This is a genomic window from Synechococcus sp. H60.3 (genome assembly GCF_047462295.1).
Lineage (GTDB): Bacteria > Cyanobacteriota > Cyanobacteriia > Thermostichales > Thermostichaceae > Thermostichus.
Genome location: NZ_JANSIY010000076.1, coordinates 1 through 12,302, shown reverse-complemented (window position 1 = coordinate 12,302; position 12,302 = coordinate 1). Strand labels below are relative to the sequence as shown.

The 12,302-nt window shown below is 60.6% G+C and carries 9 protein-coding genes; 3 read left to right on the top strand and 6 right to left on the bottom strand.

Annotated features, from left to right (window positions below; all coding sequences use genetic code 11):
- The 5 genes from NW841_RS08955 to purF all read right to left on the bottom strand — a co-directional run.
- The coding region (locus NW841_RS08955; protein ID WP_414386141.1) for a DUF1257 domain-containing protein at positions 1-336 on the bottom strand (336 nt) is incomplete at its 3' end.
- Positions 337-448: 112 nt separating this feature from the next.
- Entirely contained in the window at positions 449-2,806 is a 2,358-nt protein-coding gene (locus NW841_RS08950; RefSeq protein WP_414386140.1) for a pentapeptide repeat-containing protein, read from the bottom strand.
- Positions 2,807-3,257: 451 nt separating this feature from the next.
- Positions 3,258-3,674 carry a thiol-disulfide oxidoreductase DCC family protein gene (locus tag NW841_RS08945; RefSeq protein ID WP_414386139.1) on the bottom strand — a complete coding sequence of 139 codons (417 nt, stop codon included), beginning with the start codon at positions 3,672-3,674 and terminating at the stop codon, positions 3,258-3,260.
- A gap of 8 nt (positions 3,675-3,682) precedes the next feature.
- Entirely contained in the window at positions 3,683-4,210 is a 528-nt protein-coding gene (gene def, locus NW841_RS08940) for a peptide deformylase (RefSeq protein ID WP_414366097.1), read from the bottom strand.
- 41 nt (positions 4,211-4,251) lie between these two features.
- The gene (gene purF / locus NW841_RS08935; protein WP_414386138.1) at positions 4,252-5,799 is read right to left on the bottom strand and encodes an amidophosphoribosyltransferase; all 1,548 of its coding nucleotides are present in this window, start codon (positions 5,797-5,799) and stop codon (positions 4,252-4,254) included.
- A gap of 259 nt (positions 5,800-6,058) precedes the next feature.
- Here purF and NW841_RS08930 point away from each other — a divergent pair, with 259 nt between their 5' ends.
- The 3 genes from NW841_RS08930 to NW841_RS08920 all read left to right on the top strand — a co-directional run bounded on the left by NW841_RS08930 (position 6,059) and on the right by NW841_RS08920 (position 10,312).
- A complete protein-coding gene (locus NW841_RS08930) occupies positions 6,059-6,799 on the top strand; it encodes a hypothetical protein (RefSeq protein WP_414386137.1) in 741 nt (246 codons plus the stop codon).
- 207 nt (positions 6,800-7,006) lie between these two features.
- Positions 7,007-8,089 carry a glycosyltransferase family 4 protein gene (locus tag NW841_RS08925; RefSeq protein ID WP_414334659.1) on the top strand — a complete coding sequence of 361 codons (1,083 nt, stop codon included), beginning with the start codon at positions 7,007-7,009 and terminating at the stop codon, positions 8,087-8,089.
- 57 nt (positions 8,090-8,146) lie between these two features.
- A complete protein-coding gene (locus NW841_RS08920; protein WP_414386136.1) occupies positions 8,147-10,312 on the top strand; it encodes a glycogen debranching N-terminal domain-containing protein in 2,166 nt (721 codons plus the stop codon).
- A gap of 1 nt (position 10,313) precedes the next feature.
- Here the strand turns inward: NW841_RS08920 and NW841_RS08915 are convergent, their stop codons facing one another.
- Complete coding sequence (locus NW841_RS08915) at positions 10,314-12,026, bottom strand: ABC transporter substrate-binding protein (RefSeq protein WP_414386142.1); 1,713 nt, start codon at positions 12,024-12,026, stop codon at positions 10,314-10,316.
- Positions 12,027-12,302: the final 276 nt, after the last annotated feature.

The window sequence follows — 12,302 nt, the reverse complement described above, 5'->3', positions numbered from 1 at the left end:
CTCGTCCACAGATTCCGACTCTACGGTAAACCCCTTCTCCGCTGCCGTTGCAAGGAGCTGCTCGCGGGTGTAGGCTTGGCGGATTGGCGCTAAGAAAGCCTCAGCGGTGACTCCCGTTCCCCAAAAGTCGGCAATCATCTCCAGGCTGTCCCCCCGTTGGCGAAAGCCAATGTCGTAGCCGTTGCTGCGCCTGACCACAAGATCTGCCCGGACGCGGTTCCCTCCATACCCCCGGACATAAGTGTTTTCCAGAACCTCGTGACCTTGGGCAACCAAAATGCTTTTCAGGATCTCTTTATTTTTGAACTGAACCTTGATGCTGGTGAAGTGAGACACTGTGGGGATTCTCCTCAGAAGGACACGGCTTTATCCTAAAGCAGCTCTCTTGGATTAAAAAGTGTTTGCTAGGATACAAACCTGCGTGGCCCTAGCCAAAGAACAGAAGTGTTCACTTCTCCTTGGGCTTCTCGGCTGGGAGATGCCGATTGGGATCCGACGTAGCAGGAGGAGGTAGTTGAGGGGTACTGGGGTAACCAAACCAGATGGTTGCCAAACCTTTGAACCAAAGGGAGAGCCAGATCCACTGCCACTGAAAATCAAGTTTTGCGCCTTCTAGGATGGCATTGTCTAGGTTGGATCCCTCCAAGTTGGCGTAGCTCAAATTGGCCTTCCTCAGATTGGCTTGGCTGAGGTTGGATCCTCCTAGATCCGCTCCAATGAGGCTGGCTCCACTTAGGTTTGCCCCGACCAGTTGCACCCCGTTGAGCTTGGCCCAATTCAAGTTAGCGCCGCTCAGGTCAACTCCACTCAAGTTTCTCTTGGAGGCTTGACCGTTGACGATCTCCCACACCAGACGCCACTTGGCCTCGATCTGGGTTGCAGGAGAAAGGATCACCCGCGGCAGACTGGCCAGCTCCAGATCTGCCCCCCTCAGGTCGGCGCCGCTGAGGTTGGCTCTGCCCAGATAGGCCCTACTCAGCTTGGCTCCGCTGAGATCGGCGTGGGTTAGGTCGGCCTCGCCCAGCTTGGCCCTCTTTAGATTGGCTTCATCTAGGCTGGCCTCGCTTAGATCTGCCCCAATCAAATAAGCCTGGCTTAGGTTAGCTCCACTGAGCCTTACCCCGCTGAGGTCTGCCCGGCTGAGGTTGGCCTTTCTCAAGTCCGCCTCTCTCAAGTCTGTTTGGCTCAGCTCCTGCGAAGGGGCGCCAGCATGGAAAATCATGAACCACCAGCTACTCTCCGGACTGGCCTCTACAGAAATCACCGTCCATCTCAAGCTAGGCAAGTTCAGGTCTGTCTTGCCCAGTTTGGCTTCGCTGAGGTCGGCCCCGATGAGGCTGGCCCCCCTTAGATCTGCGCCGTTGAGCTTAGCCCGTCTCAGCTTGGCTCCGACGAGGTTGGCTTGCGCCAACTTGGCCCCCACAAGCTTGGCCTTGGCTAGTTCGGCCTTGATCAAGCTGCTTCCACTGAGGTTGGCACCGCTTAGGTCTGCCCCGCTGAGATCCGCTTGGTTTAAGTTGGCCCCCCTCAGATCCGCCTGGCTTAGATTGGCTTTGCTCAACTCTGCCCACTGTAGGTCTACGCCGCAGAGGTTGGCCCCGCTCAGGTCGGCTCCCACCAAGTTCACGCCAGGGAGCCTGATCCCGCTTAGATTTGCCCAGCTCAAGTTGGCCCCGCTCAAGTCCGCCTGAGCTAGGTTTTTTCCCTGAGCGTGGCCGTTGACAATTTCCCAAACCAGCCGCCACTTGCGGTCTATTTGGGTTTCAGGGGAAAGGATAGCTCCCCGCAGGCTGGCCAGTTGCAGGCAAGCTGCGCTCAAATCGGCCCGACTGAGGTTGGCTCTCTCCAAGCTGGCCCACCGGAGGTCGGCTCCCTGAAGGTCGACTTCCTGCAAGTTAGCACTGACAAGCCTTGCCCCCTTTAGGTCTGCTTGCGCCAAGTTGGCCCCCCGCAGGTCAGCCCAATCCAGGTTGGCCTCGCTCAAGTCTGCCTGAGCTAGGTTTTTTCCCTGAGCGTGGCCGTTGACAATTTCCCAGACCAGCCGCCACTTGTGGTCTATTTGCGTTTCAGGGGAAAGGATAGCTCCCCGCAGGCTGGCCAGTTGCAGGCAAGCTGCGCTCAAATCGGCCCGACTGAGGTTGGCTCTCTCCAAGCTGGCCCACCGGAGGTCGGCTCCCTGGAGGTCGACTTCCTGCAAGTTGGCGCCGACAAGCCTTGCCCCCCTTAGGTCTGCTTGCGCCAAGTTGGCCCCCCGCAGGTCAGCCCAATCCAGGTTGGCCTCGCTCAAGTCCGCCTGAGCTAGGTTTTTTCCCTGAGCATGGCCATTGACAATTTCCCAGACCAGCTGCCACTTGCGGTCAATTTGCGTTTCGGGGGAAATGACGACCCACTTCAGGTTGGCGTCTGCCAGATTGGCTCCCTGCAAGTTGGCGCCAATGAGATTGGCCCCCATCAGATTAGCTCCCTTTAAGTTGGCTCCTCTCAGATCTGCGCCGCTGAGGTCTGCCTGGCTGAGGTTGGCTCCAATCAGGCTGGTGTGGCTTAGATTGACCTGGCTCAGCCTTGCCCGAACTAAACTGGCCCCGCTTAAGTCAAGCCCCCTTAGATCTAGCCGGCTAAGGTTGACCCTCCCCAGATCTGCCCAGCGAAAGTCCCGCTCGCCGGCTCGATATCTCTCTTCAGGGTTTCCAACTGGACGTAGGGGAACGGGATATCTTTTTGCTACTTGCACCAGTTGAGGGATGCCAGAGTTCAGTAGGGTTTTCCAAACCGCAAACTGCACTTCCCAATCCAGGGGTTGTAGCATTGTCTGTAGAAAAAGCTTTCTGCTTCTTTCGCCAAAACTTCCAATAGCTCCATTTCCGCTAACGAGATCCCCCCTTCTAGGAACCAACTGAATAACCTCTGAACTACCGGCAACTTGTCCGCCCTCTCTGATAGCCACGGCCCACCCCCTGTTGGCTAGCTTCGTCTCTATTTTTACCTTGACCCTGGAGAGGTCTCAAGTCAAACTTGAGGGGTTCTCCGCAGGAAGTCAGTCTTAATCGAGTCTTAAGATTGTCTAGAGCATTTCAAGCACGCCAGGCTTGAGAAGAGGAGTTCAAACCTGGAAAAGGGATCCCTTGTGCTAGACAATTGAATTGATGGTTATTTCAAACTCGATTAAGACGTTCTCTAGGCACTCCGCGCTGCCGGTGCGTTCGCGACTGCGTTGCGTAGCAGTAACAACATAACGAACCGTTTCAGCTACCCATGCCTCAGTCGGTCTGGGCCAGGGGATCCCGGCAACGCTTGCAGTCAGCAGGTAGATAAAGGGTGTCGCGGCGGCCAAACCACTCGTAGCGGTGATCCCGGATCTGGGCGTAGCCCCAGTCTCCCAAAAGCTTAAGGCCGGGGAGGTTGCGGTAGAGGGCCAGCCACAGGGATCCGCTGGGCAAGAGGGCGGCAATGTGTTCGACGGCGTCGGATCCCTGCCAGCGGCGCTCTGGCTGCTCCAGGTCGATCAGGATCATCCCCCGTTCCATCTGCTCGGGTGGGATCCCCCATTGGGCCAGGGTGGCCGTGTCTTGCATGGGGGCGTAGCGAAACTGCTGGCCGCGATCCAGTTGCTCTAAAAGCTTGACCCCATTGGCGCAAAGGTTGCACAGGCCGTCGTAGATGACCAGGTAGGGCATAGGGATCCTCAGGCAGGGGGCTGGGCCAAAATCCGGGCTTGGTAGTCGGCCTCAGAAAGCAGTTGCTGCGGCTGCCGATCCAGGAACAACCGGCCCAAGAGGTGATCGTATTCGTGCTGGAAGATGCGGGCCGGAAAGTCCCGCCAGATCACCCGCTGCTGGGATCCTGCAGGGGTGTAATACTCCACCTCCACCTCGCGGGCACGGGCCACCAAGCCGCGGCAGTTGGGCACGCTCAAGCAGCCCTCCCACCCCAACACCTGCTCGTCGCTCAAGGCCAAGGGACGGGGGTTAATCATGACCAGGGGCTCCATCTGGGGTGCATCGGGATAGCGAGGGTTGGGACGGGAAGCCACGATGAGGATCTGGAGAGGGGATCCCACCTGGGGAGCGGCCAGACCCACACCTTGCGCCTCTTTCAAGGTGGCGAGCATCTCTTCAAGTAGGTTTTGCAAAGCCGGCGTCCCAAACTCGGCGACCGGCTCAGCCACTTGAGTCAGGATGGGATCCCCCAGTTGTCGCAGGCGCAAGGTCATAGCGCGCTCTCAGACCCCCTCTGCAGACTCTCCAGCATTTGCTAGCGATCTTTGCGGCTGGCTGCCGTCTCCAAAGCCAGCTTGGAGCGCTTCAGCCCCTCAGGAATGGGGATGGGGTAGTGGCCGGTAAAGCAAGCCGAGCAAAAGGAATTGGGATCCCGACCTGTGGCGGCCAGCATGCCTTCCCAGCTCAAGTAGGCCAATGAGTCCACCCCAATCTTCTCGGCAATTTCTGCTACCGAATACTTGGCAGCAATCAACTGATCTTGGCTGTCGGTGTCAATGCCATAGAAGCAGGGATGGGTAACGGGGGGGCTGGAGATGCGCATGTGAACCTCCGTAGCTCCTGCCTGGCGCAGGGCTTTGACAATTTTCCGGCTGGTGGTGCCCCGCACAATCGAGTCGTCTACAATCACAATCCGCTTCCCCCGCAGCACATCTTCGAGAGGGTTGAGCTTCATGCGAATGCCCCGCTCCCGCATCGACTGGGTGGGCTGAATAAAGGTGCGGCCCACGTAGCGGTTTTTAATTAGCCCCTCGGTGTAGGGGATCCCCAACTGGCGGGCATAGCCAATGGCTGCCGGTGTGCCGGAATCAGGCACTGCTATTACCCAGTCAGCTTCCGCCGGGGCTTCTTTGGCCAGTTGTTCCCCCAGCCGCACGCGGTAGGAATAGAGGCTCTCTCCATGCATGCAACTGTCGGGGCGGGCAAAGTAGATCATCTCAAAGATGCACAGTTTGGGGTTGGCCTCCGCCCAGCGCAGGGATTGCAGCCCTTGACGGTCAATCCACACCAGCTCCCCCGGCTCCACCTGGCGCAGATAATCCGCCCCGATGATATCCAAAGCACAGGTTTCTGAGGCCAACACGTAGTGCAGTGGCTGGGCTTCTGGGTGGTTGAGCGTGCCGTTGCTGCAGAGGATCCCCAGCCTCTGCGGTTGCAGCAGCTCCTGTCTGGCGGGGTTGCTGCTCAAAAGCCCCAACACCAGCGGACGCACGCCGTAGGGATCCCGCGCCCCCATCAGGCCTTCTGGCGTGCCGATAACCAGACTGAAAGCCCCGCGGCAGCGGCGCAAGGCTTGACAGGTGGCTCCCACCCAGTCTTGACCTTGGTTCACTGCCTGGGCAATGGTGTGGGCAATACATTCCGAGTCGGTGCTACCGGTGAGGTGGCACTCGGCAGCTTCCAGTTCTTTGCGCAGCTCTTCGGCATTGACCAAGTTCCCATTGTGAGCCAAAGCCAGCGGCCCCAAGCGGGTTTCCACAATCACCGGCTGGGCGTTGGCCATGCGGCTGGATCCCGTAGTGGAGTAGCGGGTGTGGCCTACTGCCAGATCGCCGCTGAGCTGGCCTAAGTTCACCTCGTCAAACACTTGGGAAACCAGCCCCATTGCCTTGTGGACTCGGCAAAAGGCCCCCTCAAAGGTGGCAATCCCCGCCGATTCCTGGCCGCGGTGCTGCAGGGCAAACAGCCCAAAGTAGGTCAGCTTGGCCACCTCCTCGCCGGGGGCCAAAATGCCGAACACGCCGCAGGCCTCTTTGGGCCCTTCCTGAGCTGGCGATGGTTCTGCTTCCACCTTTGCTGCCATGGATCCCCTCTTGCTGTGGCACTTATCAGTCTAACCCGAGCGCTCTTGAGATCTCACCGCCAAGGCGGATCCCATGCAGCAGGAACCACTCATAGTGTTTGCGAAAAGATGAGACTCTATCTATAGTGTTAGGAGGATCTGGGAGACTCTGCTTTCGCCGTTAAGGGAGCAGGACTGTGCGGGTTTTTGAGTTGAACGCTGCCGAGACTCGGTTTTCCTAACAAAACCCCCAAGCTTGTGTTGTGAGGAGCCAAAGCCCATGAAACAGCCGTCCTCTGGATTCCGCCGCAGTTGGGCGCTAGCGGTCTCTTGGATGAAAGCCAGTGTAGCCGCCTTTCTGTCGTTGTCACTGGTGGCCTGCCAAGAAGATGGTCGCGAGCAACCCTCAGTCACCATTACTCCTGTGCCGGTAACGGTTGTGGCGCCAACACCCACTCCTTTTCTCGTCCCCAGTCCTGTCCCGACGCCTTTGCTCACCCCGACCCCCACTCCACTCTGGAATCCTTTCCCTAGCCCCAGTCCTTCCCCCACCGCATCTTTCTCAGCAGAGCCACCTTCGATTGCCGTGGTGGCCCTAACGGACGCCCGACAGACGGTGCCCTTCAATGTCTTGGTGGCCGTTACAACTCCTGCGGGTTTGGGCAGCGGCATTAGCTTCCGGGTGGAAATCCGACAGAACCCCCTCACCCTCACGTTTGATTTCACCGCCGCTGCCGCCGGCTGTCAGGCCAACAGCAGAACCTGCATCGGCACCCTTCCCATCACCATTCCGGCCTCTGCCCCCCCTGGAGATTACGAGGTTACGGCCATGGTAGCAGACAGCCAAGGCCGCATTGCCTCCGCCAAAGCCCCCTTGCGGGTACTGCCGACGCCCTCACCCACCCCAACACCAACCCCGACCGGCACGCCCAATCCTTTTCCCTCCGTGTCGCCTTCGCCCAGCCCTTCCCCTCGTCCCAGCCCTTCGTCCACACCAACGCCTAGCCCTAGGCCCACCTAACCATTCGCCAACCCCTGCAGGAGGCTTAGCCGGCTAGCATAGAGGTTAGGCCTGGCTCTGGATGGATTCCTGTCTTGATCCTGCTTGGGCCAAGGGGTTGCGGGCAGCAGGAGAATTCTGTAACAAGCTGCCAGGGTCAGCGCTCGGAAAGTGCCTTTCAACGCGCCAACAACCCCAACAGCTACTCCTTGGGTTCGGAGGATAACGATGCGCATTGCCCAGATTGCCCCGTTGCACGAGAGCGTGCCCCCCAAGCTCTACGGCGGTACGGAGCGGGTGGTTTCTTGGTTAACTGAAGAGCTGGTGCGACGTGGGCACGAGGTGACTCTATTTGCCAGCGGCGACTCCCAAACCCAAGCGCGTCTCATCCCTTTTCGGGAGCGGGCTTTGCGCTTGGATCCCACGGCTATTGACACGGTGGCTCCCCACATCCTGATGGTAGAGAAAGCCTTTCAGATGGCCGATGAGTTTGACATCATCCACGGCCACATTGACTACTACCCCTACGCCCTGGCCCGCCGCCACCCTCAAGTCTCTTTTTTGGCCACCCTGCACGGGCGGCTGGACATTCCGGAGCTGCAGCCTCTCTACACCGAGTTTCAGGACATCCCAGTGGTCTCCATCTCCAATGCCCAGCGGCGGCCCCTGCCCCAGGCGCGCTGGGTGGGGACGGTCTATCATGGTTTGCCCCTGAATCTCCACCGTTTCTATCCAGAAAAGGGAGATTACCTGGCTTTTCTGGGCCGGGTCTCGCCGGAGAAAGGGCTGGACACGGCCATTGAAATTGCCGCGCGGGCAGGGATGCCCCTGAAAGCTGCTATCAAAATTGACGCCGTGGATCGCCAGTACTATGAGTTAGAGATTAAGCCTTTGGCCAGCCGCCACCCCAATGTGGAGATCGTGGGGGAAATCACCGAGCAAGAGAAGAGCGAGTTCTTGGGCAAGGCCTATGCGGTGCTGTTTCCCATCCGCTGGCCGGAACCCTTTGGGCTAGTCATGATTGAAGCGATGGCCTGTGGCACGCCGGTGATTGCCACTCGCTTTGGCTCGGTGCCAGAAGTGATGGCCGACCGCCGCTCCGGCTTTATTGTGGACTCGGTGGAGGAGGCAGTGGAGGCAGTAGAAAAGGTGGGATCCCTTGACCGAGCTGGGGTGCGGCAGGTGTTTGAGGAGCGGTTTAGCGTCGAGAGGATGGTGTCGGAGTACGAGGCTCTTTACAACCAATTGGTGAACGAACGGCAGGAGCGCTCGAAGAAAGCCACCCCCGGCCTGTCAACGCTGCCTAGGTAAAGCTGGGGCTATCTGGGGGCTCCTGTTTTGCTCCTTTGGTTGGGTGGGAAGACGCAGATGGCCGAAGACATCATCCAGATTCAGGATCAGTACTACATCCGCGCCAGCGCTTCCTTGGTGGAGGCGCGTCCCCATGTCCTCAAGCAGGACAACTGCTTTGCTATTTTTGACCGCTTGGGCAACATGCGCCCCCTCGGCATCCGGGATCACGGCCTGTTTCGCGACGATACCCGCTTCTTGTCACGGCTGGTCTTGGATTTGCAGGGGAAGCAGTTTCTGTTGCTCAGCTCGGAGGTGCGGGAAGACAAGGATATTCTGGCGGTGGATCTCACCAACCCCGAGTTCACCACCTCGGAGGGGCAGTTCATTGAGCAGGAGACGTTGCACGTCCTGCGCACCACTTTTTTATGGAACAACGTGGCCTATGAGCGGATCCGCCTTCACAACTACGGTTTGGAGACGCTCCGCGTGCCCCTTACCCTGCGCTTTGAGGCCGATTTTGCCGATATGTTTGAGATTCGCGGCATCCGGCGGACAAAGCGGGGACAACTGCTGCCAGCCCAGGTGAGTTCAGAAGGGGTAACCTTGCGCTACCGCGGCCTGGACGGGGTGGAGCGGCAAACCCGGATCCTGTTTTCCCCTCCTCCGGACGTGGTTTCGGAAAAGCTGGCGCAGTGGTGGGTGCCGCTGGCGCCGCAGGAGGAGCGGGATTTGGAGGTGAGGGTCGTCTGCAGCTACGGCGGCGAGGAGATCCCGCCTTTGACCTACCAGGAGGCGCTGCAGGCGGAGCGGGAGCAGCGGGCGGCGCTAAGAGCTCTGGCCCACCGCATCGATACCGGCAACGCCCAGTTTAACGAGTGGCTCAACGCCTCGCGGGACGACCTGGTGATGATGCTGGCCCGCACCCCCTATGGGCTCTATCCCCACGCCGGGGTGCCTTGGTTTGCCACGGTCTTTGGCCGCGACGCGCTAATCACTGCCTTGGCCACCCTCTGGTGGTTCCCCGACTTGGGGCGGGGGGTGTTGCTGTACCTGGCGGCCCACCAGGCGCAGGAGGTGGATCCCAGCCGCGATGCCGAGCCGGGCAAGATCCTGCACGAGCAGCGCTACAGCGAGATGGCCAAGACGCGCGAGATCCCCTTTGGCAATTACTTCGGCAGCATCGACGCCACTCCTTTGTTTGTGGTGCTAGCAGGGCGCTATGTGCGCCGCAGTGGGGATCTCGAGCTGTTGCGGCAGTTGTGGCCGAATATCGAGGCAGCTCTCCACTGGATGGACACCTACGGGGATCCCGACGGCGACGGCTTTTTGGAGTATGCCGGCAAGGCGCGGCGGGGCCTGCGCAACCAGGGCTGGAAAGACTCGGAAGATGCCATCTTCTATGCCGACGGATCCCTGGCCGAGCCACCCATAGCCCTGTGCGAGGTGCAGGGCTACGCCTACGAGGCCAAGCTGTTGGCGGCGGAGATGGCGGAGCTGTTGGGGCGGCACGAGCAAGCAGCGCAACTGCGGCAGCAAGCGGAAAAGCTGCAGCAGCGGTTTTGGGAGCAGTTTTGGTGCGAGGAGCTGGGCGGCTATGTCCTGGCTTTGGACGGGCGCAAGCAGCCCTGCCGCGTGCGCAGCTCCAACATGGGCCACTGCCTGTTTTCGGGGATCGCCCACCCGCAGCATGCCGAGCGCATCGCGCGGCAACTTTTGGAGCCCGCTTTTTTCAGCGGCTGGGGCATCCGCACCCTGGCGGAAGGGGAAGGGCGCTACAACCCCATGTCCTACCACAACGGCTCCATCTGGCCCCACGACAACGCCCTGATTGCAGCAGGTTTGGCCCGCTATGGCTACAAGGCAGCGGCAGCCCAAGTATTGACGGCCCTGTTTGATGCCAGCCAGTTTCTGGAGCTGCGGCGGCTGCCGGAGCTGTTCTGTGGCTTTCGCCGGCGCCAGCGGGAAGGCCCCACCCTCTACCCGGTGGCCTGTCTGCCCCAGTCGTGGGCAGCGGCCAGTGTGTTCCTGCTGCTGCAGGCCTGCCTAGGCCTGGAGATCGACGGGCTGGCCCAGCAGGTGCGCCTCACCCAGCCCACCCTGCCCCTGTGGCTGCCCCATGTAACTCTTGAGAACATCCAGGTGGGGCGGGGATCCCTGGACATCGGCCTGTATCTCCAGGCAGGAGGGGTGGGGATCAACGTCCTCAGGAGCACGGGGGAGGTGGAGCTGACGGTGAGGTAGGCTACCGCTCCTGCAGCATGTCCTGGATGGAAAGCTGATCCAGGTTCCAGAGAGGGCCGAGGATGGGGCGGGGATCCACCCCTTGCAGGCGGTTGCGCAGGGCCGAGAGCACCAGGGGGTTGAAGGTGCCGATCTGGGGCAGTTGTTCCTGGATGATCACTTGAAAGCGGTCGTAGAGGGCCTTGCGCTTTTCAAAGTCCAGCTCCCGCACCCCCGCAATAAAGATGCGGTCGATCTCCCGCTCCCAATCGCTCACTTCCACCCCTTCGGCGGGATTGCCGGGCAGATCCCCCAGGTTAAACAGGTGCAGGCGGCCATCGCTGCGCCAAATGTTGGAGCCGTTGTTGGGCTCGGTGCCGCCGCCGCCAAAGCCCAGCAACAAGGTTTCCCAGTCGCGGCTGTCGGTGCGCTGCACCACCGTGTTGAAGGCAATGGGGGTGAAGTCAACGGTGATGCCGATCCGCGCCAGGTCGGCCTTGATCAGGGCGCCGGTGGCCTCCCGCTGGTTGTTGCCGGCGTTGGTGATGAGACTGAAGCGGACGCGGTTGCCGTCGGGATCCCGTAGGTGGCCTTCGGCGTCGTAGGTATAGCCGGCAGCCAAGAGCAGTTGCCGCGCCTTTTCGGGATCGTAGTCGTAGGTGGGCAGGCCCTCTGCCGGGCTGAGGTAAAAGGGGCTGGCGGGGGAGAAGACCGAGTGCTGGATCTCGCCCAGCCCCTGCAGGACGCTCTCGACGTAAAATTGCCGGTTCAGGGCGTGGGCCACCGCCCGGCGGAAGTTCAAATCGTTGAACCAGCGGCTTTTGACGGGATCCACAAAGGGCCGTCCGGTTTGGGGGTTGCGGGCCCGGCTGAGGTTGAAGGCAAAGAAATTGTTGTTGAGGGTGGGGCCGAGATTGTAAATCCTGAACTGATCCCGTTCTTCTTCCCGCTTCAGGAGCTGAAAATCTCTGCCTCGCACCGAAAACACATCGGTCTCGCCGGAGCGAAACTGCAACAGGGCCGTATCTTCCGAGTCCACGATGCGCAGGATGACCCGCTCGATGCGCGGGATCCCTTCCCCTTTCCAGTAGTAGGGGTTGGGACGGTACACCAGCCGCTGTCCGGGGGTATATTCCTGCAAGATGTAGGGGCCGGCCCCCACCAATTCCTGCACCGGCGTGTCAACTCCCCAGGTCTGGAGAAAGAGGGGGTTGCCCTGGCCGTCCACCTGCTCCACAGTGGGCTGCAGAATGTGCTTGGGCAAGAGAGGGGATCCGGCCTGCAACAGGAAAGGGGCAAAGGGCTCCGGCAGGACAAACTCAACCCGCCGCTCGTCCAAGGCCCGCACCTGGGGCAGCGCCCCCGCCTCGCCGATGCGCAACACATCCCGCGCCGAGGTCGGGATCCGCTCGTCAAAGATGATGCGGTTGAAGGTAAAGTCCACATCTGCCGCTGTCAGGGGCTCCCCGTCCGACCAGCGCAGCCCCTCCCGCAAGGTGAAGACATAGCGCAAGCCGTCCTCAGACACTTCCCAGCCTTCCGCCAGCTCCGGCTTGGGCAGGAGGGTATCTTCATCGAGGGTGACCAGGCCCGCCTCCAGGTAGGCGATGGCGTCGCGGCTGGAGCTCTCGGTGGCCAGATAGGTGTTGAAGGTTTTGGGATCCGAGGTGACGGTGGCAATCAGGTGGGGCGGGCGTGCGGGGGCAGCACAGGCGCTAAGCCAGAGAAGGAGGATCCCTAGGAATAGGGGGGCAAAAAGGCTGCTCTTGAGCTGCTCTGTTGAGGTATTGCTGAGGTATTGCTTTGGCCTGCCATTTCCTTTGCTGAGTATCCGAGCAAGTTTGAGGGGGCCCGCCGGCGGCCCAAGCGCTCCGCGCCGCTCACGCGACCACCCCCAGCCCCTCTCCCTGAGGGAGAGGGGAGTTGGAGCGGCGCCCCCCCCCCGCGCGGCCCGGGGGGGGGGTCGGGTGAGGACGTGGGGCGGGATGACGGAGGGCAGAGCCGGGAGGGG